The 21,013-nt window shown below is 71.2% G+C and carries 19 protein-coding genes and 1 pseudogene; 9 read left to right on the top strand and 11 right to left on the bottom strand.

Going from position 1 to position 21,013, the window contains the following annotated elements; genetic code table 11:
- Positions 1-4: 4 nt before the first annotated feature.
- From JL475_RS04710 to JL475_RS04675, 8 genes are read right to left on the bottom strand one after another with little or no spacing between them, the layout of a single operon-like run.
- The gene (locus JL475_RS04710) at positions 5-1,999 is read right to left on the bottom strand and encodes an NADH-quinone oxidoreductase subunit L (protein WP_202275621.1); all 1,995 of its coding nucleotides are present in this window, start codon (positions 1,997-1,999) and stop codon (positions 5-7) included.
- A complete protein-coding gene (gene nuoK / locus JL475_RS04705; RefSeq protein ID WP_202275609.1) occupies positions 1,996-2,436 on the bottom strand; it encodes an NADH-quinone oxidoreductase subunit NuoK in 441 nt (146 codons plus the stop codon). Before nuoK ends, JL475_RS04710 begins: the two co-directional genes overlap by 4 nt.
- Positions 2,436-3,017, bottom strand: coding sequence for an NADH-quinone oxidoreductase subunit J (locus JL475_RS04700; protein ID WP_202275606.1), 582 nt, complete (start codon positions 3,015-3,017; stop codon positions 2,436-2,438). Before JL475_RS04700 ends, nuoK begins: the two co-directional genes overlap by 1 nt.
- Positions 3,014-3,640: an NADH-quinone oxidoreductase subunit I gene (locus JL475_RS04695; protein ID WP_202275603.1), complete on the bottom strand. Its 627-nt coding sequence runs from the start codon at positions 3,638-3,640 to the stop codon at positions 3,014-3,016. The genes JL475_RS04700 and JL475_RS04695 overlap by 4 nt, the downstream gene beginning before the upstream one ends.
- A gap of 2 nt (positions 3,641-3,642) precedes the next feature.
- Complete coding sequence (locus JL475_RS04690; RefSeq protein WP_202275600.1) at positions 3,643-4,611, bottom strand: complex I subunit 1 family protein; 969 nt, start codon at positions 4,609-4,611, stop codon at positions 3,643-3,645.
- On the bottom strand, positions 4,608-5,801 hold the full coding sequence (locus JL475_RS04685; protein ID WP_202275597.1) for an NADH-quinone oxidoreductase subunit C: 1,194 nt from the start codon (positions 5,799-5,801) through the stop codon (positions 4,608-4,610). Before JL475_RS04685 ends, JL475_RS04690 begins: the two co-directional genes overlap by 4 nt.
- Entirely contained in the window at positions 5,798-6,517 is a 720-nt protein-coding gene (locus tag JL475_RS04680) for an NADH-quinone oxidoreductase subunit B (RefSeq protein WP_202275595.1), read from the bottom strand. The genes JL475_RS04685 and JL475_RS04680 overlap by 4 nt, the downstream gene beginning before the upstream one ends.
- Positions 6,508-6,930, bottom strand: coding sequence for an NADH-quinone oxidoreductase subunit A (locus JL475_RS04675; protein ID WP_202275593.1), 423 nt, complete (start codon positions 6,928-6,930; stop codon positions 6,508-6,510). The genes JL475_RS04680 and JL475_RS04675 overlap by 10 nt, the downstream gene beginning before the upstream one ends.
- A 165-nt stretch (positions 6,931-7,095) precedes the next feature.
- Between JL475_RS04675 and JL475_RS04670 the strand changes: the two genes are divergently transcribed.
- The 5 genes from JL475_RS04670 (at position 7,096) to JL475_RS04650 (ending at position 14,034) form a co-directional block, all read left to right on the top strand.
- Positions 7,096-8,301 carry a sensor histidine kinase gene (locus tag JL475_RS04670; protein WP_202275590.1) on the top strand — a complete coding sequence of 402 codons (1,206 nt, stop codon included), beginning with the start codon at positions 7,096-7,098 and terminating at the stop codon, positions 8,299-8,301.
- Between the two features lie 141 nt (positions 8,302-8,442).
- Complete coding sequence (locus tag JL475_RS04665; RefSeq protein ID WP_202275587.1) at positions 8,443-9,819, top strand: sensor histidine kinase; 1,377 nt, start codon at positions 8,443-8,445, stop codon at positions 9,817-9,819.
- A 280-nt stretch (positions 9,820-10,099) separates the two neighbouring features.
- Complete coding sequence (locus JL475_RS04660; RefSeq protein WP_202275584.1) at positions 10,100-10,771, top strand: response regulator transcription factor; 672 nt, start codon at positions 10,100-10,102, stop codon at positions 10,769-10,771.
- Positions 10,772-11,027: 256 nt separating this feature from the next.
- A complete protein-coding gene (locus JL475_RS04655) occupies positions 11,028-12,959 on the top strand; it encodes a 2-oxoacid:acceptor oxidoreductase subunit alpha (protein WP_202275581.1) in 1,932 nt (643 codons plus the stop codon).
- Complete coding sequence (locus tag JL475_RS04650) at positions 12,952-14,034, top strand: 2-oxoacid:ferredoxin oxidoreductase subunit beta (protein WP_237406219.1); 1,083 nt, start codon at positions 12,952-12,954, stop codon at positions 14,032-14,034. The genes JL475_RS04655 and JL475_RS04650 overlap by 8 nt, the downstream gene beginning before the upstream one ends.
- Before the next feature lie 59 nt (positions 14,035-14,093).
- Here the strand turns inward: JL475_RS04650 and JL475_RS04645 are convergent, their stop codons facing one another.
- Positions 14,094-14,492: a helix-turn-helix domain-containing protein gene (locus JL475_RS04645; protein WP_202275578.1), complete on the bottom strand. Its 399-nt coding sequence runs from the start codon at positions 14,490-14,492 to the stop codon at positions 14,094-14,096.
- 91 nt (positions 14,493-14,583) lie between these two features.
- On the opposite strand from JL475_RS04645, the gene JL475_RS04640 reads away from it, so the two are divergent.
- Positions 14,584-15,438: an SDR family oxidoreductase gene (locus JL475_RS04640; RefSeq protein WP_202275575.1), complete on the top strand. Its 855-nt coding sequence runs from the start codon at positions 14,584-14,586 to the stop codon at positions 15,436-15,438.
- 152 nt (positions 15,439-15,590) lie between these two features.
- On the top strand, positions 15,591-16,676 hold the full coding sequence (rarD, locus tag JL475_RS04635; protein ID WP_307824975.1) for an EamA family transporter RarD: 1,086 nt from the start codon (positions 15,591-15,593) through the stop codon (positions 16,674-16,676).
- 20 nt (positions 16,677-16,696) lie between these two features.
- Here the strand turns inward: rarD and JL475_RS04630 are convergent, their stop codons facing one another.
- Positions 16,697-17,995, bottom strand: a complete 1,299-nt coding sequence (locus JL475_RS04630) for a tetratricopeptide repeat protein (protein WP_202275572.1) — start codon at positions 17,993-17,995, stop codon at positions 16,697-16,699.
- A gap of 293 nt (positions 17,996-18,288) precedes the next feature.
- Here JL475_RS04630 and ctaD point away from each other — a divergent pair.
- Both ctaD and JL475_RS04620 read left to right on the top strand, forming a co-directional pair.
- Positions 18,289-19,935, top strand: a pseudogene (gene ctaD / locus JL475_RS04625) (cytochrome c oxidase subunit I); the annotation flags it as partial.
- A gap of 118 nt (positions 19,936-20,053) precedes the next feature.
- Positions 20,054-20,407: a hypothetical protein gene (locus JL475_RS04620; RefSeq protein ID WP_202275569.1), complete on the top strand. Its 354-nt coding sequence runs from the start codon at positions 20,054-20,056 to the stop codon at positions 20,405-20,407.
- A 21-nt stretch (positions 20,408-20,428) separates the two neighbouring features.
- Here JL475_RS04620 and JL475_RS04615 read toward each other — a convergent pair whose 3' ends face one another.
- Positions 20,429-20,971: a MarR family winged helix-turn-helix transcriptional regulator gene (locus JL475_RS04615; protein WP_202275566.1), complete on the bottom strand. Its 543-nt coding sequence runs from the start codon at positions 20,969-20,971 to the stop codon at positions 20,429-20,431.
- Positions 20,972-21,013: the final 42 nt, after the last annotated feature.

Below are 21,013 nucleotides of genomic sequence, written 5' to 3'. Positions count from 1 at the left end.
CTGCTCACGCTCCCGTCGCGGCGAGGACGACGGCGACCGCGAGGACGACGGTGCCGGCGAGCAGCGCGCTCACATAGGTCTGCAGGTTGCCGGTCTGGGCTCGTCGTACGGCGGTCCCGAGCCACCGGGGCAGCGTTCCCGCGCCGCGTACGTAGGTGTCGACGACCTCACGGTCGAGGAACCGGACGAGAGAGGCCGCGGCCTGGACGGGGCGGACGAAGAGGGTCGTGTACACGGCGTCGAGGTGGAAGCCGACGGCCGCGTGGCGGTGCAGCGGGCCGAGCAGCAGCCGTCCGGGGTCCGAGGGGTCCGGTGCGTACGCGATGTCCCCGTAGGCGGGTTCGTGACTGGCGACGGCCTCCGCCTCGACCTGCCCGGCGTCGCCGTGCGGGTGGGCGGCGACGGCACCGAGGGGGATGCGGGCGGCGTGTGCGGTCGTGTGGCGCCAGGTGGCATAGGTGACGATGCCGCCGACCAGGGCCACGCCCGTGCCGAGCACGGAGGTGGTGAGGGTCGGGGTCAGGTCGTGGCCGTCGAACCACTCGGGCAGTGCGCGGAAGGCGAAGCCGCCGAGCGCGAGGGACGGAACGGCGAGCACCCACAGCACGGCGGTCATGGTGAGGGGCTGCCTGCCGTGGTCGGGAGCCTCGGTGCCGTGCCCGCGGAAGGCCAGTAGCCACAGGCGCACCGCGTACGCCGCGGTGAGCAGGGAGGTGGCCAGGCCGGCGAGGAGGACGATCCAGCCCGCGGCGGCGGAGGCCTGCTCGGTGTGACCGATGACGACGTGTTCGGCGGCTCCGAGGACGGCCTCCTTGGAGAAGAAACCGCTGAACGGCGGGATCGCGGCGAGCGCGAGGAGCGCCACGGTCATCGTCCAGTAGGCGTCCGGGACGCGGTCGCGCAGGTGGCTCATGCGGGACATGGCGGCCAGCGAGTTGGTGCCGGCGGCGTGGATGATCACGCCGGCGGCGAGGAACAGGAGCGCCTTGAAGGCGCCGTGGGACAGGAGGTGGAAGACGGCGGCTCCGCGGTCGCCGAGGGCGAGTGCGCCGGTCATGTAGCCGAGTTGGCTGATCGTCGAGTAGGCGAGGACCCGTTTGATGTCGTCCTGGGCGAGAGCGGCGAGCGCCGACCCGGCCATGGTGACGGCGGCCATGACGGCGAGGACGGTCATCGCGGCCCGGGACGCCTCGAAGAGCGGGAGGAGACGGGCGACGAAGTAGACGCCGGCGGCGACCATCGTCGCGGCGTGGATCAGCGCCGAGACGGGGGTCGGGCCCGCCATCGCGTCGGGGAGCCAGGTGTGCAGCGGGAACTGCGCCGACTTGCCGGCCACGCCCGCCAGGAGCAACAGGGCGATCGGTGTGGGGTGTTCGATGCCACCGTTCGCGACGGCGTCGAGGATGCGGGTGATGCGGAACGACCCGGCGTCGGTGGCCAGGGCGAACAGGCCGATGAGGAAGGGGACGTCGCCGAGCTTGGTGACCAGGAAGGCCTTGAGGGAGGCGGCACGGGCCTCGGGGGTCTCCCAGTAGTGGCCGACCAGGAAGTAGGAGCAGATGCCCATGACTTCCCAGCCGACCAGCAGCACCATCAGGTCGCCGGAGTAGACGACGAGGAGCATCGCGGAGGTGAACAGGGAGACGAGAGCCGCGTAGGAGGGATAGCGCGGGTCGTCGCGGAGGTAGCCGGTCGAGTAGGTCTGCACGCAGGTGGCGACGACACCGACGAGCACGGCAGTGAGGGCGGCGAAGCCGTCGATGTACAGGGCGAGTTCGATGGGGACCGAACCGGTGGGGGTCAGCTCGGTGGCGGCGTCGACGGCCCGGTCTCCCCCCTGGCGCGCGGCGACCGCGGCGGCCAGCGCGAGGGAGGCGATGGTCGGCAGGACGGCGAGCGGGCGGACGAAACCGGGGGCCGTGCGGCCCAGGAGCAGTCCGGCGATCGCGCCGAGGAAGGGAAGGAGGGGGACGAGGACGGCGAGGGTGGTCGTGGTCACGCGGTGGCCTCAGCCTTCGTGCCGGTCGCCCGGGTCGTGGGGGCGTCGGCGTCGCTGTCGGGGGCGGGGCCGCCCGGTCCGCCGGGGCCGCCCGTGCGGTCGGGGTCGTCGGGGTCGTGGCCCTCGGCGGTGTCGCGGAGCTTGTCGATGTCCGCGGTCCCGCGGCTGCGGTGGACGGCGAGGACGATCGCCAGGCCGATGCCGATCTCGGCGGCGGCGATGGCGATGGTGAACAGGGCGAGGGCCTGACCGGAGTGCAGGGTCTCCTCGGCGGCCTTGCTGAGCCAGACGTCGAAGGCGACCAGGTTCAGGTTGACGGCGTTGAGCATCAGCTCGACCGACATGAGGACCAGGATCGCGTTGCGGCGGGCGAGGACTCCGTACAGGCCGGTGCAGAACAGGAGGGCGGACAGCACGGCGGGATAGGCGAGGTGCATCAGCGGTCCCCCTCCGTGTCGCCCGGGGTGCCCGCCTTCGCCCGGCGGGAGAGGACGATCGCGCCGACGAGGGCGGCCAGGAGGAGGACGGAGAGGGCCTCGAAGGGGAGGACCCAGTGCTGGAAGAGGCTCGCGCCCGTCACATCGGTGGAGCCGGCGGGCGCGCCGTCCAGATCGATCCAGGTGGTACGGAAGGCGTCGACGACCACCCAGACCAGGGCGGCAGCGGCGGCGACGGCCACGGCGAGGGCGACCAGGCGGTTGCCGGAGTCGGCGTCCGGGGAGCGGCCGATGGGGGCTCTGGTGAGCATCAGACCGAACAGCAGGAGGACGATGACCGAACCCACGTAGATGAGGACCTGCACCCAGGCGATGAACTCGGCTGTGAGCAGGAGGTATTCGACGGCGAGTCCGCCGAGGGCCACCACCAGCCACAGGGCGGCGTGCACCAGCTGCCGGGTGGTGACGGTGACGACGGCGGCGCCGAAGGTGACCAGGCCGACGAGGAGGAAGGCGATCTCCACACCGGTCGGGGAGAGGAAACCCTGCGGGGCCGTGCCGGCGGCTGCGGCGAGGGTCACGGCTCCTCCCTCTTCGGCTCGGTCGGGCCGGTCGGCGGATCGGCCTGCGGCCCGGTCTGCGGATCGGTCTCCGCGGCGGCCTGGGTGGCGGCCAGTTTGTCGGCCGTCTTGCGGGCGGCGGCGAGTTCCTTCGGTTCCTCGGCGGCGGGGTCGAGGGCCGGCGGGGCCGGGACCGTCCACATCCACTCGCGGAGCTTGTCGCGTTCGTGGGTGAGTTCGCGGATGTCGGTCTCGGCGTACTCGAACTCGGGTGACCAGAACAGGGCGTCGAAAGGACAGACCTCGATGCAGATACCGCAGTACATGCACAGGGAGAAGTCGATGGCGAAGCGGTCCAGGACGTTGCGGCTGCGGTCACGGCCTCCGGGCGTCGTCGCCGGGACGGTCTCCTTGTGGGAGTCGATGTAGATGCACCAGTCCGGACACTCACGGGCGCACAGCATGCAGACCGTGCAGTTCTCCTCGAACAGGCCGATCACACCGCGGGTGCGGGGCGCGAGGTCGGGCTGGGTGTCCGGGTACTGGCCGGTGACGGACTTCTTCGTCATCGTCCGCAGGGTGACGGCCAGGCCCTTGGCCAGGCCGGAGCCGGGGAAGCCGGAGAAGCCAGAAAGGGAAGCCATGGCTAGGAGATCACCACCTTGACGACGCCGGTGAGGGCGATCTGGGTGAGGGCGAGGGGAACGAGGAGGGTCCAGGAGAGTTTCTGCAACTGGTCCTCGCGCAGCCGGGGATAGGTGACGCGGAGCCAGATGACGACGAAGGCGAGGACCGCGGTCTTCAGCAGGGTCCAGGCCCAGCCGAGGCCGTCGGCGCCCCACGGCCCGTGCCAGCCGCCCAGGAAGAGGACGGTGGTCAGGGCGCACAGGACGACGATCCCGGCGTACTCGGCGAGCAGGAAGAGCGCGAACCGCAGACCGGTGTACTCGGTGTACGCCCCGAAGATGATCTCCGAGTCGGCGACGGGCATGTCGAAGGGCGGACGCTGGAGTTCGGCGAGGCCGGCGACGAAGAAGACGATCGCGCCGACGATCTGCCAGGGCAGCCACCACCACGCGAAGGCATCGAGGATACCGACGAGCGAGACGGTGCCGGCCGCCATCGCCACCGAGGCGGCGGCGAGCAGCATCGGCAGTTCGTAGGCGAGGAGTTGGGCGGCGGTACGCAGGCCGCCGAGGAGGGAGTACTTGTTGGCGGAGGCCCAGCCGGCCATGAGCGAGCCGAGGACGCCGACGCCCATCACCGCGAGCACGAAGAACACGCCCGCGTCCAGCACCTGCCCGACGGCGCCCTCGCCCGGCCCGATCGGGATGGCGAGCAGGACCAGCAGGTACGGCAGGAGGGCGACGGCCGGGGCGAGTCGGAAGACACGGCGGTCCGCGCCGGCCGGGACCACGTCCTCCTTCTGCGCGAACTTCACACCGTCGGCGATGAGCTGGGCCCAGCCGTGGAAGCCGCCCGCGTACATCGGGCCCAGACGGCCCTGCATGTGGGCCATCACCTTGTGCTCGGTCTGCCCGATGATCAGGGGGAAGGTGAGGAAGACGACGAAGACGACCAGGAGTCGCAGAGCGACGTCGAGTACGTCGTTCACTGCGAACCTCCTGAGGGGTCGGGGTCATCGGTGGCCGGGGATTCCGGTTCCGGTTCCGGGTCGCGTCCGGGGCGGGACTCGAGGTCGCGTCCGGGGCGGGTGAAGGCGGGACGGGCGTGGTGCCAGGGGGCGTCCGGGCTGCGCGGTGCGGCAGCGGGCTCGGTGCCCGACGCCCCGGACTCGTCCGGCGCCTCTGTTTCGGTGGGCTCCGGCGGCGACGCCTCGGCGCGCTGGGACGCCGACCCCTCGCTCGCGCTGCGGGCACGACGCGGGGGCCGCGCGGGAGGCGCGGCGGGGGTGGCCGGCGTGGCCGTTTCGGGCTGTGCCGCGGCGTCGGCGGTCGGTGCTTCGGGGGCGGCCCGGCCGGCTCGCTGGCTCGCGGAGCCCTCGGCGGCCGAGCGGGTGCGGCGCGGCGGCGGTGAGGGCCGGCCCTCGGGCCGATCCTCGGAGCGGCCCACGGAGCCGCCCTCGGTTCCGGCCGGTGCGGACTGGCTCGCCGAGCCCTGCGCCGCCGTACGGGTGCGGCGGACCGGGCGTTCCCCGGGGGCGCTTCCCGTGCCTGCGGCCGCCCTGCCCGCGCTGCGGGCCGGACGGGACGGAGCCGGGGGGAGCCGGCCCTTCAGGGGGCCCCATTCGTTCGGGTCGGGGACGCCCGGGGGAAGCATCTGGCGGCGCTTCGGGCCGCCGTGCTCGGCACCCGCCGCAGGCTCCCCGGGCTCCTTGGCTCCCGGCCATGCCTTGGCGACGCGGGCGGCGAGGACGAAGTCCTTGCGCAGCGGGTGGCCCTCGAAGTTGTCCGGCAGGAGCAGGTGGTCCAGGGCCGGGTGACCGGTGAAGTCCACGCCGAACATCTCGTACGTCTCGCGCTCGTGCCAGGCGGCCCCCGCGTAGACGTCCACGGCGGAGGGCAGCGTCGGGGCGTCGTGCGGGACCGTCGTCCGCAGCAGCAGGCGGCGTACCGGGGAGAGGGCGACGACGTGCGCGGCGACGCACACGCCCGTGCCGGGCTCGTCGACCGCGCTCAGCCAGTCGAAGTACGTGCAGCCGAGCCGGTCACGGGCGGCCTCCAGAGCAGGGATCCAGGAGGCCGGCGGGACGTCGACGGTCAGGACGTCGTACGACTCCTCGGCCGTGGCCTCCGTACCGAACAGCTCCTCGACGTCGGCGGGGAGCCAGCCGACCGCGGTCACCGGTCCTCCCCCTCGCCGGACGTCGCCGCACCGGTCTCCCCCGGCGTGGGCGGCTTCACCAATCCGCTCCGCAGCGCCGCCGCCGACGCACCCCGGGTGCCCGGGGCGCCTCGCTCGCCCGCCCCGTACCTCTCTCCCAGCGACTCCCGCGCGATCTTCTCCTGGAGCTTCAGGACCCCCTGGAGCAGTGCCTCGGGCCGCGGCGGGCAGCCGGGAACGTAGACGTCGACCGGGATGATCTGGTCGACGCCCTTGGTGACGGAGTAGGAGTCCCAGTACGGGCCGCCGCAGTTGCTGCACGCGCCGAACGAGATGACGTACTTCGGTTCGGGCATCTGCTCGTACAGGCGCTTCACCGCGGGCGCCATCTTGTCCGTGACCGTGCCGGAGACGACCATCAGGTCGGCCTGGCGCGGCCCCGGCGCGAAGGGGATGACACCGAGGCGGATGAAGTCGTGGCGGGCCATCGACGCGGCGATGAACTCGATCGCGCAGCAGGCCAGACCGAAGTTGAAGACCCAGAGCGAATAACGGCGGCCCCAGTTGAGGATGACCTTCATCGGCTCGGGGGCGAGTCGGGAGAGCGCGCCGAGCTTTCCCCCGCCCTCGGCGGGGAGCACGACGGGGTCCGGCAGCAGCACCGGGTCGGAGCCCGCGCCGGGTGCCGCTCCGGGGCCGTCTCCGATGCCCGTCGGGTTGGCGGGGGTCACGTCCATGTCAGGACGCCCTTCTTGTATGCGTACAGCAGGCCGACGGCGAGAAAGCCGAGGAAGATGAACATCTCCACCAGAGTGGTCGCGCCGTAACCGTCGGCGGCGAAGACGGTGGCCCAGGGGAAGAGGAAGATCGAGTCGACCGCGAAGATCACGTAGAGGAAGGCGTAGACGTAGTAGCGGACCTGGGTGTGGGCCCAGCCCTCGCCGACGGGGTCGACTCCGCACTCGTACGTCATGAGCTTCTCGGGGGTGGGGACCACCGGCCGCAGCAGGCGTCCCGCACCGAAGGCGACGGCGACGAACAGCACACCGACGACGGCGAGCAGCCCGACGACCGAATACGCCTGGAAGTACTCCGCCGCGACGTACTGTGAAGCGATCACGGTCGGATCGACGCCGATCGGTTCCCGCACGTCCGCCCCTCGCTGTCGACGATCTGTACGCACGGGAGTCTAGGCCCTTATAAGGAGGCCGTAAGCAGCCCGTCGCCCCCGGATGTGGGAGGTGGGGATTTCCCCCGTGCATCTCAGGGGTCCACCTCATGGCGCGGGTTCCCCCGGCCAGGCACGCTAAGACCCATGACCGAACCTTTCCCCGCTCCCGACGACCGTCCGCCGCCGGCCCGCCTCGCCTATGACCGGCACACCTGGAAGGAGGTCGCCCACCTCCTGACGAACCTTCCGGTGGCGCTGGTGGGCTTCACCTATGTCACGACCGTGCTGTCCGCCGGCCTCGGACTGACGGTCACGGTGATCGGGTTCCCGCTGCTCGCGGCCGGTCTGGCGGGTGCGCGGTGGCTGGGCGGGGCGGAGCGGGCGCGGGCCAGGGCGCTGCTCGGGGTGCGGGTGGAGGAGCCGAGCCGACTGCCGCTGCGTGGCGCCGGAGGGCTTCTGCCACGGGTGTGGATGGCGTTGAAGGACCCGGTGGGCTGGCGCACGATGCTCTACGGGGCGATACGGCTGCCGTGGGGCATCGTCACCTTCACCGTCACGCTGATCTCGCTGTTCGTGTTGTGGCCGGTGCTGCCGTTCATCGCGCGGGGGCTGTCCAACGCGGACCGGGCCATGGTGCGCGCTCTGCTCTCCCCCTCCGACGAACTGGAGCGGCGCATCGCCGAGCTGGAGTCCGACCGGGGTGTGGTGTTCGACACGGCCGCGGCGGACCTGCGGCGCATCGAGCGCGATCTGCACGACGGGGCGCAGGCCCGGCTGGTCAACCTGGCCATGGGGCTGGGCCTGGCCAAGGAGAAGCTGCTGGAGGATCCCGACACGGCGGCGTCGATGGTCGCGGAGGCACACGGCGAGGTGAAGCTGGCGTTGCAGGAGCTGCGGGACCTGGCACGCGGCATCCACCCGGCGGTGCTGACCGACCGGGGACTGGACGCGGCCCTGTCGTCGGTCGCCTCCCGCTGCACGGTCCCGGTGAAGGTGACGGTCGATCTCGCCGAGCGGCCGGCCGCGGCCATCGAGGGCATCGCGTACTTCACGGTCTCGGAGCTGCTGCAGAACGTCAGCAAGCACAGCGCGGCGCGTTCGGCCGCGGTCGACGTGTGGCGGGCGGACGGTCGGCTGCTCATCCAGGTGGAGGACGACGGCCGCGGGGGCGCGAGTCCGGACGGCGGTACGGGGATGCGGGGTCTCGCGGACCGGCTGGGCGCGGTGGACGGCCTGTTCGTCGTGGAGTCGCCGGAGGGCGGCCCGACGACGGTGACGGCGGAGCTGCCGTGGCGGGACCGCTCCGGCGCCCTCGCCGAGAAGGCGCGGCCGGCCCGCCCGCGGTCGTAGGCGGAGAGGGGTGCCGTAGGTCGAGGGGGTGGGGAAAACCCCCGTCCAAGACTGCGACGTGCTCCATGGTCCGCGGACCTGCGGCCCAGCAGTCTGGAGATACGACAGCACCGCCGCCGGACGAGGAGAAGGACGACGCCGATGGCCACGGAGTACGGACAGGGCTACGGGCTCGACAGCACGCCCGTCGGGCACCCCGGGAGGGCCGGTGAGCGGCGGCGCCGGCTGCCGGCCGTGCTGCGGGCCCCGGTCGAGGGACGGGCCTGGCGCGAGCTGGGATATGTACTGCTGAGTCTGCCGATCGGCATCCTGCTCTTCACCTACGCGGTCACGATGGTGTCGCTGGGCGCCGGTCTGCTGGTGACCTTCCTCGGCGTTCCGGTGCTGGCCGCCGGGCTCGCCGGATGCCGCGGGTTCGGGGCGTTGGAGCGGACGCGGGCCCGGGGCCTGCTGGGCCTGGAGGTGGCCGAGCCGGAGCCGCTGCGGATGAAGCGGCAGGGGTTCACGGCCTGGATGGGGGCGGTGCTGAAGAGTGGCGCCTCGTGGCGGGCCCTGCTGTACGCGGTGCTGCATCTGCCGTGGGCGACGTTCTCCTTCGTCGTCTCGGTGACCGTCTGGACGATCGGCTGGTCGCTGCTGACGTATCCGCTGTGGTTCTGGGTGTTCCCGATGTACGCCGGCCAGGGCGGGATCCAGCTGTACGGCGACGGAGAGCACCGGATCTATCTGGACAACTCCTTCGAGATCACGGTGACCGCGCTGATCGGGCTGCTGTTCACCATCGCCACGCCGTGGATCGTGCGCGCGCTGACCATGGTGGACCGGCTGCTGGTGCACGGCCTGCTCGGGCCGTCGCGGCTGGTGACGCGGGTGGTGGAGCTGGAGTCGGACCGGGGGGCCGTTTTCGACACGGCCGCGGCGGACCTGCGGCGCATCGAGCGCGATCTGCACGACGGGGCGCAGGCCCGGCTGGTCAACCTGGCCATGGATCTGGGGCTGGCGAAGGAGAAGCTGCGGGAGGACCCGCGGGCCGCGGCGCACATGGTGGACGAGGCGCACGGCGAGGTGAAGACGGCGCTGCAGGAGCTGCGGGACCTGGCGCGCGGCATCCACCCGGCGGTGCTGACCGACCGGGGACTGGACGCGGCCCTGTCGTCGGTCGCCTCCCGCTGCACGGTCCCGGTGCGGGTGGAGGTGGATCTGACCGAGCGCCCGGCGCCGGCGATCGAGGGCATCGCGTACTTCACGGTCTCGGAGCTGCTGCAGAACATCAGCAAGCACGCGCGGGCGACCTGGGCGTCCGTGGAGGTGTGGCGGACGGAGAACCGGCTGATGGTGCAGGTCGAGGACAACGGTGTGGGTGGTGCCGACGCGTCCGACGCGTCCGGGGGGTCCGGACTCGCCGGGCTGGCGGAGCGGCTGGACGCGGTGGACGGAATCCTGGTGGTGAACTCACCGGCCGGCGGTCCGACCCGGGTGACGGCGGAGCTGCCGTGGCGGGCCGAGCGGACGCGATGAGCCAGCGATGAGCGGTGAGCAGCGGCTGAGCTGCGCATGAGGTGCGGCTGAGCTCGCAGGAGGCGCGAACCACGGGGCGCGAACACGGCACGGCCGAGCGGTGGCCGGGAGCGCCGAGAAGGAACCGGACGGCAGGGGTGCGGGGACGGGCGGTGGGCCCGGCCCCGCACCTTCTCGGCCCCCTCCCCTCCGCATCGCCCACCCGATACTGAAATGCTGGTCCCGTCAGCCGGGCCTGCCGTACGGGCGGGCGCGGAGGAGGGGTGGGGGCCGAGAAGTCATGGAGAACAGGGTGCGCGTGGTCATCGCCGAGGATTCAGTGCTGCTGCGGGAGGGCCTGACCCGGCTGCTGACCGACCGGGGGCACGAGGTCGTGGCCGGGGTCGGCGACGGCGACGCGTTGCTCAAGACCATCACCGAGCTGGACGGTCAGGGCGAGCTCCCGGACGTCGTGGTGGCCGACGTCCGGATGCCGCCGACGCACACCGACGAGGGGGTGCGGGCCGCCATCCGGCTGCGCAAGGCGCATCCGGGTGTCGGGGTACTGGTGCTGTCCCAGTACGTGGAGGAGCGCTACGCCACGGAACTGCTCGCCGGCTCCAGCCGCGGCATCGGCTATCTGCTCAAGGACCGGGTGGCCGACGTGCGTGAGTTCGTGGACGCGGTGGTGCGCGTGGCCCAGGGCGGGACGGCCCTGGACCCGGAGGTGGTCGCGCAGCTGCTCGGCCGCAGCCGGAAGCAGGACGTCCTCACGGGGCTCACCCCGCGCGAGCGGGAGGTCCTGGGGCTGATGGCCGAGGGGCGGACGAACTCGGCGATCGCCCGGCAGCTGGTGGTGAGCGACGGGGCCGTGGAGAAGCACGTCAGCAACATCTTCATGAAACTGGGCCTGTCCCCGAGCGACGGCGATCACCGCCGGGTGCTGGCCGTGCTCACCTACCTCAACTCCTGACCGCCGGGTCCGCTCCCGGCCGAACCGCCGGCGAGCGGACGGCGTCCTTCGGAGTGAAGGGCCGGGATCCGGCGGCCGGGCTCGGCGACCGGGGGAATCCGGGGAAAAGGCGGGACACGTCGGCACACCGGGTTCTCGAAGTCGTGTCCAAGATGCGAATGGCCTGAGGAAGGCGACCCTTACGGACGTAGGGTTGATCCAGGGACGGCCTGCGGGAGGGCCGGTCCCGGACAGCGCCTCGAGGAGGTCCAGTTCAGTGACCAGCCAGGTCAGCAGCCCAGCGGAGCAGACCGACGGAACAGTCCTGGGAGAGCAGCGCAAACCGGCGGGAGCGAAGGACGTCCGCCGCCTCGACCGGGTGATCATCAGGTTCGCGGGGGACTCGGGTGACGGCATGCAGCTCACCGGTGACCGCTTCACCTCGGAGACGGCGTCGTTCGGCAACGACCTGTCGACACTGCCGAACTTCCCTGCCGAGATCCGCGCCCCGGCCGGCACCCTGCCGGGTGTCTCGTCCTTCCAGCTCCACTTCGCCGACCACGACATCCTCACCCCCGGTGACGCGCCGAACGTGCTGGTGGCGATGAACCCGGCCGCGTTGAAGGCGAACATCGGGGATCTGCCGCGCGGCGCGGAGATCATCGTCAACACGGACGAGTTCACCAAGCGGGCGTTGCAGAAGGTCGGGTACGACGGCAACCCGCTGGAGGACGGTTCGCTCGCCGGCTACAGCCTCCATCCGGTGCCGCTGACGACCCTGACGGTGGAGGCGCTGAAGGACTTCGACCTCAGCCGCAAGGAGGCCGAGCGCAGCAAGAACATGTTCGCGCTGGGGCTGCTGAGCTGGATGTACCACCGGCCCACCGAGGGCACGGAGAAGTTCCTGACCTCGAAGTTCGCCAAGAACCCGGACATCGCGGCGGCCAACATCGCCGCGTACCGGGCGGGCTGGAACTTCGGCGAGACGACGGAGGACTTCGCCGTCTCCTACGAGGTGGCCCCGGCCGCAACGGCGTTCCCGCCGGGCGTGTACCGCAACATCTCCGGCAACCTGGCCCTGGCGTACGGCCTGATCGCGGCCTCCCGGCAGGCGGATCTGCCGTTGTTCCTGGGGTCGTACCCGATCACGCCGGCCTCGGACATCCTGCACGAGCTGAGCCGGCACAAGAACTTCGGTGTGCGGACCTTCCAGGCCGAGGACGAGATCGCGGGCATCGGCGCCGCGCTGGGCGCGGCCTTCGGCGGTTCGCTCGCCGTGACGACGACGTCCGGCCCCGGTGTGGCCCTGAAGTCCGAGACGATCGGTCTCGCGGTGTCGCTGGAGCTGCCGCTGCTGATCGTGGACATCCAGCGCGGCGGCCCGTCCACGGGCCTGCCCACCAAGACCGAGCAGGCGGACCTGCTCCAGGCGATGTACGGGCGCAACGGCGAGGCCCCGGTCCCGGTGGTCGCGCCGCGCACGCCGGCCGACTGCTTCGACGCGGCCCTGGAGGCGGCCCGGATCGCGCTGACCTACCGCACCCCGGTGTTCCTGCTCTCCGACGGCTATCTGGCCAACGGCAGCGAGCCGTGGCGCATCCCGGACCCGGAGGAGCTGCCGGATCTGAGCGTGCGGTTCGCCCGCGGCCCCAACCACACGATGGACGACGGCACCGAGGTGTTCTGGCCGTACCAGCGGGACCCGCACACCCTGGCCCGGCCGTGGGCCATCCCGGGCACCCCGGGTCTGGAGCACCGGATCGGCGGCATCGAGAAGCAGGACGGCACGGGCAACATCTCCTACGACCCGGCCAACCACGACTTCATGGTGCGTACCCGGCAGGCGAAGGTCGACGGCGTCGAGGTCCCCGACCTGGAGGTCGACGACCCGGACGGCGACGCCAGGGTGCTGGTCCTCGGCTGGGGGTCCACCTACGGGCCGATCACTGCGGCCGTACGGCGCATCAGGGGCGCAGGGGGCGCGATCGCCCAGGCCCATCTGCGCCATGTCAACCCCTTCCCGCGGAATCTCGGGGAGGTCCTGGAGCGTTACGAGAAGGTGGTCGTACCCGAGATGAACCTCGGCCAGCTCGCCACCCTGATCCGGGCGAAGTACCTGGTCGACGCGCACTCGTACAACCAGGTCAACGGGATGCCGTTCAAGGCGGAGCAGCTTGCCGAGGTGTTGAAGGAGGCCATCGATGACTGAGACGATGCCGGGAGGCGGCCCGTCCTTCGGCGACGCGCTCTCCCTGGTGCCCAAGGCCGAGGGCAGGCAGTCCATGAGGGACTTCAAGTCCGACCAGGAGGTGCGCTGGTGCCCCGGCTGCGGCGACTACGCGGTCCTCGCCGCCGTGCAGGGCTTCATGCCCGAGCTCGGACTGGCGAGGGAGAACATCGTCTTCGTCTCCGGCATCGGCTGCTCGTCCCGCTTCCCGTACTACATGAACACCTACGGGATGCACTCCATCCACGGCCGCGCCCCCGCCATCGCGACGGGCCTGGCGACGTCCCGGCGCGACCTGAGCGTGTGGGTCGTCACGGGTGACGGGGACGCGCTGTCCATCGGCGGCAACCACCTGATCCACGCGCTGCGCCGGAACGTCAATCTGAAGATCCTGCTGTTCAACAACCGGATCTACGGTCTCACCAAGGGCCAGTACTCGCCGACCTCCGAGATCGGCAAGATCACCAAGTCGACGCCGGTGGGCTCGCTGGACGCGCCGTTCAACCCGGTGTCGCTGGCCATCGGCGCGGAGGCGTCCTTCGTGGCCCGCACGGTCGACTCGGATCGCAAGCACCTCACCGAGGTACTGCGGCAGGCCGCCGCCCATCCGGGCACGGCACTGATCGAGATCTACCAGAACTGCAACATCTTCAACGACGGCGCCTTCGAGGTCCTCAAGGACCGCCGGCAGGCCGAGGAGGCGGTGATCCGGCTGGAGCACGGCAGCCCGATCCGTTTCGGCACCGACCTTGCGAAGGGCGTCGTGCGGGACCGGGCCACCGGTGATCTGAAGGTGGTCGCGGTGACGCCGGAGAACGAGGCGGAGATCCTGGTCCACGACGCGCACTCGGCGTCCCCGACCACCGCGTTCGCGCTGTCCCGGCTCGCCGATCCGGACACCCTGCACCAGACCCCGATCGGCGTCTTCCGCTCGGTGGACCGCCCGGTGTACGACACGCTGATGGCCGAGCAGTTGGACAACGCCGCCGAGCAGCACGGCAAGGGAGAGCTCGGCGCGCTGCTCGCGGGCAACGACACCTGGACGGTCGTCGGATGAGCACCGCCGGCTGACCGTCGTCGGCCACCCGCCCCTCAGGGGTCCGAGGCCCGGATGCTTCAGAGCGTCCGGGCCTCGTCGTATGCCTTACGGGCGGCCAGCACGTCGCCCATGCGCCGTTCGGTCCACAGCGCCAGCGCGCTCACCTGTTCGGCCGCCTCCCGCCCCAGGTCGGTGAGGGAGTAGTCGACCCGCGGCGGGATCACCGGCTTGGCGTCACGGTGGACGAGCCCGTCCCGCTCCAGCGTCTGCAGGGTCTGGGTGAGCATCTTCTCGCTGACCCTGCCGATCGCGCGGCGCAGCTCACTGAAGCGGTGGGGCCGCTCCCGGAGCCGGATCAGCACGAGCACTCCCCAGCGGCTGGTCACATGCTCCAGGACCAGGCGGTGCGGGCACAGCGCCTCACGCTCGCCCCGTCGGTCCTCGCCGCCCCGTACGGGCACGTCACTTACCGTCATGCCAGTACCTTACTTCAAAGTGGGTACTTTCCATTAGTTAGCGCAGCTCCTAAGGTTAGTGTCATACGCACCCCCACAAGGAGTTCTGATCATGAGCATCGTCGTCACCGGAGCCACCGGAAACCTGGGCCGCCACGTCGTGGGGCAGCTCCTGGAGAAGGTTCCGGCCGAGCAGGTCACCGCCGTCGTGCGCAGCGCGGAGAAGGCCGCTGACCTGGCGGAGCGCGGGGTGCGGATCGCGGTCGCCGACTACAGCGCCCCCGAAACCCTCGACGGCGTGTTCGCGTCCGGCGACAAGGTGCTGCTGATCTCCAGCAGCGAGGTCGGCGCGGACCGGGTGGGACAGCACACGGCCGTCATCGACGCCGCCAAGGCCGCCGGCGTCTCCCTGCTCGCCTACACCAGCGCCCCCGGAACGCTGACCGCCGCGCTCGCCGACGACCACCGCGGCACCGAGAAGGCCCTGCTGGCCTCCGGTCTCCCGTACGTCCTGCTGCGCAACGGCTGGTACCACGAGGTCTACACCGAGAACCTCGCCCCCGTGCTGGAGCACGACGCGGTCGTCTCCGCCGCCGGCGAGGGCCGCCTCTCCTCCGCCGCGCGCGCCGACTACGCGGCGGCCGCCGTCGCCGTACTGACCGGCGAGGGCCACGAGAACAAGACGTACGAGCTGGGCAGCGACGAGTCGTGGGACCTCGCCGAGTACGCGGCCGAGCTGAGCCGCCAGACCGGCAAGGAGATCGCCTACAAGCCGGTCACGGTCGAGGAGCTCACCGGCATCCTGACCGGCGCCGGGCTCCCCGAACCGGTGGCCGCCGTTTTCGCGGGCACGGACGTCTCCATCGAGAAGGGCGAACTGGTCGTCGCCAGCGGCGACCTGGCCCGCCTGATCGGCCGCCCGGCCACCCCGATCGCGGACGCCATCGCCGCCGCGCTGAAGGCCTGACCCGGGGCCTGAACACCTGACCCGGGCCCGGACGCCCCGCTCGTCATGACCGTATCCCCGTAAGGGAATGACGAGCGGGGCGTCCGGCGTTACGGTCGTCCGGGCGAGCGCCGCTCGCCCGGACACGCGTCAGGCGAGAAGGAGGGCGGCCCGTGACCGAGAAGTCGGACGGCGAGCGGCGTACAGGACTGCTGAACGGCTTCGCGGCATACGGCATGTGGGGGCTCGTCCCCCTCTTCTGGCCACTGCTGCAGCCCGCCGGAGCCGTGGAGATCCTGGCCCACCGGATGATCTGGTCGCTGCTCTTCGTCGGCGCCGCCCTGCTTCTCATACGTCGCTGGGCCTGGCTCGGCGAACTGCTGCGGCAGCCGCGCAGGCTGGCCCTGGTCACCGTCGCCGCGGCGGTCATCACCGTGAACTGGGGCGTCTACATCTGGTCGGTGAACTCCGGGCACGTCGTCGAGGCCTCCCTCGGCTACTTCATCAACCCGCTGGTCACCATCGCCCTGGGTGTCCTGGTGCTGAAGGAACGGCTGCGGCCCGCGCAGTGGGCGGCGGTCGGGGTCGGCTTCGCGGCGGTGCTCGTCCTCACCATCGGTTACGGCCGCCCGCCGTGGATCTCGCTCTGCCTCGCCTTCTCCTTCGCCACGTACGGACTGGTGAAGAAGAAGGTCAACCTCGGCGGCGTCGAATCGCTGGCCGCCGAGACGGCCGTCCAGTTCCTTCCCGCGCTCGGCTACCTGCTCTGGCTGGGCAACAGGGGCGAGTCCACCTTCGGCGCCGAGGGGGCGGGCCACGCGGTGCTGCTGGCCGCCACCGGCCTCGTCACCGCGCTCCCCATGGTCTGCTTCGGCGCCGCCGCGATCCGCGTACCGCTGTCCACGATGGGGCTGCTCCAGTATCTGGCCCCGGTGTTCCAGTTCCTGCTCGGCATCCTCTACTTCAAGGAGGCCATGCCGCCCGAGCGCTGGGCCGGATTCGCGCTGGTGTGGCTGGCGCTCATGGTGCTGACCTGGGACGCGCTGCGCACCGCCCGCGTACTCGCCACCGAGCGCGCGAGGGCCGCGGCCGCGGCCGGCGCGGCGATGAGCCCGGTGGACCCGGTGGACCTGGTGGTCGCAGCGAACCCGGCGGGAGCGGTGAATACCGTGAATACGGTGAATGCCGTGAATACGGTGAATATCGTGGATGCGGTGGAGGCGCCGAAGGCCGGGCCGGAGCGTTCCTCAGCGCGTTGAACGGCTCCGTCCACACCCGCTCACCCGTGCCGGGTGCGGGCGCGGTCGGTCAGCCGGCCCATGCGGGTGCGGGCGGACTCCAGTTCCTCGATCTCGTCGGCCGCCGGGCCGCCCTCGGCGGCGAGTTCGGTCCACAGCTCGATCAGTCCGCGTCCCAGCTCCAGCCCGCGCAGCGGATCGCGCACCGCGCGCCAGGCGGTGGCCGCGCTGCGGACGTTGCCGTAGGCGGCCTCCGCGTCGCCCGCCCTGCGGTGGATCCCGGCGAGCTCGAGGGAGAGCCGGAAGGCGTGCAGCGGCTCGTCACCCAGGTAGGCGATGTACGCGGACAGCTCGCGCAGCTTGAGCACCTCCGGGTGCTCGGGCCCCAGCGTCCGCGACGCCTCGGCCACCGTCTCCTCGGCCAGTCGCGCCGCCGTGTCGATCCGGCCCGCCCGCACGGCCTCGTTGACCCGGCCCATGGGCTCGGCCAAGCGGGTCTCACCCGGGACGGCGGGCGGCTCGTCCCCGAGCACCGCCTCCGCCACGGCGTCGAAACCGCGGGGCGGGGCCGGCTTGAGGTCGGGGCCGGGGGCGAGGGCGGGTTCGGGCTCGGCCTCCGCAACCGGTTCGGGGGTGCGGGGAGGGGCGGCCACCGGGGCCGGGGGAGGTGTCCGGTAGGCCGAGGGTATGGGGGGCGCTGAGGGCGCCGGAGGTATCAGGGGCGTCTGAGGCGTCTGCGGTGTTCGGGCGGGTGCCGGGTGCCGACGGTGGTCGGCTTCGGGAGCGGGGTGGGGCCTCGCGCCCATGAGCGGGGGCGGGCCGAACTCGCCCGTCGGCGGCACGACCGTGCCGGGAGGCACGGCTTCCACCGACTCGGGCACCGGCCGCAGCCGGAAGGTGGGTGCGCTGTCGCGCACGGGGATCGGAGCCGGGACCGACACCGGGGCCGGTGCCGGAGCCGGGGCCGGGGCCGGAGCCGGGGCCGGGGCCGGGGCCGGAGCCGGGGCTGCCGGCTCCATGGGAACCGGCTCTCCGGCGAAGTGGCTGGCTCCGTCGGGGTCGACCCGGAGCGGGACGACGTACCCGGTGCCCTCGTCGTGGATGGTGGCGAGGACGGCGTGTCCCGAGGCGACGGCGATGCGGTGGAGGCGGTTCAGCACCGCCTGATGCACCTCCTCCTCGGGTCCGGCGACCACCGGTACCCCGTCGACCGACGCCTTCCGTGAGCCGGAACCCGCCACAGGGGCGGAAACACGGACGTCGATCGGCACTGCCGCACGGTTCGCCACGTGTGCGGCCTGCTGCTGTTCCCGCTTCTGCTCGCGGCTGAGTCGCGCCATCGTCCCCTCATTCGGGTCGTGAACCTACCGACGAGTCTGTCCGCATATCCCCCTTTCTCACGTCACCGCGTTGTCACAGGCTCGTCCCAACGGCCGTCCGCCCGGTTCCGTGCCCGCCGACCGACATGAGGACCCGGGTGAACCGTGGTCGGTCCGCCCTGACCAGCGCCTGTACCGTCGCGCACACCCCCGTATTTATTTCTCTCGCGAGAGAGATACCTTGGTAAGGGCCGGGTTCTGGTGCCCCACGGGCACCGCACCGCCCGGAGGTCTCGCACGCATGGAGGATTGCCGTGGCTCTGCCCGCTCTGTCGCCGTCCGCCTCGCCGCCTCGGGCGGCCCCTCCTGCGCGACGCCGACCGGGCGGAGCCGTCGTCGCCTGGCTGACCACCACCGACCACAAGCGGATCGGCAGCCTCTACCTGGTGACGTCGTTCGTGTTCTTCTGCATCGGTGGCGCGATGGCGCTGCTCATGCGCGCCGAGCTGGCCCGGCCGGGTCTGCAGATCGTGTCGAACGAGCAGTTCAACCAGGCGTTCACGATGCACGGCACGATCATGCTGTTCATGTTCGCGACGCCGATCTTCTCCGGGTTCGCGAACTGGATCATGCCGCTGCAGATCGGCGCCCCCGACGTCGCCTTCCCGCGGCTGAACATGCTCGCCTACTGGCTCTACCTGTTCGGCTCGCTGATCGCGCTCGGTGGTTTCCTCACCCCGGACGGGGCCGCCAGCTTCGGCTGGACCGCCTACAGTCCGCTGTCCGACACGGTCCGCTCACCGGGCCTCGGCAACGACCTGTGGATCATGGGCCTGGCCCTGCAGGGCTTCGGCACCATCGCGGGCGCGGTCAACTTCATCACCACCATCATCTGCATGCGCGCCCCCGGCATGACCATGTTCCGCCTGCCGATCTTCACCTGGAACGTGCTGCTCACCAGCGTGCTGGTCCTGCTCGCCTTCCCGGTGCTGGCCGCCGCGCTCCTGGCGCTCGAGTACGACCGGAAGTTCGGCGCGCACATCTTCGACGCCACCAACGGCGGACCACTGCTGTGGCAGCACCTGTTCTGGTTCTTCGGCCACCCCGAGGTCTACATCCTGGCGCTGCCGTTCTTCGGCATCGTCTCCGAGATCGTGCCGGTCTTCTCCCGCAAGCCGATCTTCGGCTACATGGGCCTGGTCGGCGCGACCATCGCCATCGCGGGCCTGTCGGTGACGGTGTGGGCGCACCACATGTACGCCACCGGCGCGGTGCTGCTGCCGTTCTTCTCCTTCATGACCTTCCTGATCGCCATCCCCACCGGGGTGAAGTTCTTCAACTGGATCGGCACCATGTGGAAGGGCAGTCTCTCGTTCGAGACGCCGATGCTCTGGTCCATCGGATTCATGGTGACGTTCCTGTTCGGTGGTCTGACCGGGGTCATCCTGGCCTCGCCGCCGCTGGACTTCCACGTCACCGACTCGTACTTCGTGGTGGCGCACTTCCACTACGTGGTGTTCGGCACCGTGGTCTTCGCGATGTTCGCCGGCTTCCACTTCTGGTGGCCGAAGTTCACCGGCAAGATGCTCGACGAGCGGCTCGGCAAGATCACCTTCTGGACGCTGTTCATCGGCTTCCACGGCACCTTCCTGGTCCAGCACTGGCTGGGCGCCGAGGGCATGCCGCGCCGCTACTCGGACTACCTGGCGGCCGACGGGTTCACCGCGCTGAACACGGTCTCCACGATCGCCTCGTTCCTGCTCGGCCTGTCGCTGCTGCCGTTCTTCTACAACATCTGGAAGACGGCCAAGTACGGCAAGAAGATCGAGGTCGACGACCCGTGGGGCTACGGCCGCTCCCTGGAGTGGGCCACCTCGTGCCCGCCGCCCCGGCACAACTTCCTCACCCTGCCGCAGATACGGAGCGATTCACCCGCCTTCGACCTCCACCACCCCGAGGTCGACCACCCCGAGCTCGTCACCGGCGACGACGCGGAGAAGCAGCAGGGACCCACCACCGGCCGGAACTGACAGGTTCGGTCACCCGTCCTTTCGGATCGAGAACGTTCAGGAGCCGTCCATGGACACCCGTCATGAAGCCGCTCTGGGCCTGCACCAGCTCGAGGGGTTCCTCCACCAAGAGGCCCACCGCCTGGAGGCGCACCGCAAAGCGCACGAGTTCGCCCGGGCACTGCCCGGCCTCACCACGGACCAGCGCCTCGCGGTCGAGGAGGCGTACGCCCAGGAACAGGTGGCGTACGCCCGCGAGACGACACGCCGCATCGCGGAGCGCATACAGCAGGTCGAGGCTCGGTACGCGGCCCGCCACCGCCGTTTCACGCGGGACACCGCCGTTGCCATGACCGTGGTCACCATGGGCCTGCTCGGTCTGTGCATCGCGGTGATCCTGGGGACGGCAGCGGGCGCGGCCTGACGGCACCCTGCCGCCGTTCCGTCAGCGGGCGTCGTCCTCCAGGGAGACCAGCAGCTTGCGCAGGCTGTCCCTGATCGCCGCACGTTCCTCCGGATCCAGCACGGAGAGCGCCTCCCGCTCCAGACCGAAGTGCGCTTCCAGCACGCGGTCCACACTCGCCCGGCCCTCCTCCGTCAGACGGACCAGAGTGCTTCGACCGTCGTCGGGGGACGGGCCGCGCTCGATCCAGCCCTCCCGCTCCAGCCGGTTGAACCTCCCGGTGAGACCGGCGGACGACACGATCAGCGCCTGGCGCAGTTGTCCCGGCGTCAACGCGTGGTGAGGGCCACTGCGACGCAGGGCGTGCAGCACGTCGAAATCCCCGAGATTGGCGATGGGAACGCCGCCGGCGCGGCGCAGTTGCGCCACGAACCGTTCTTCCAGGAGCCGGGCCGTACGCATCAGACGGGCGATCACCTCGGTGGAGGAGACGTCCAGTTCGGGCCACTCGCTGTGCCACTCGGCCAGCATCGTGTCCACACTGTCGCCGTCGACGGCGGCTTCGGTCTCTTCGTCCTCACGCATCTCGGCTCCAGCGTATCCGCAGCGCGAGCAGGGAAGGAGCCG

This window comes from Streptomyces sp. M2CJ-2 (assembly GCF_016757295.1).
Lineage (GTDB): Bacteria > Actinomycetota > Actinomycetes > Streptomycetales > Streptomycetaceae > Streptomyces.
Note: the sequence above shows the minus strand (reverse complement) of the source record. Positions and strands in the feature narration are given on the sequence as shown.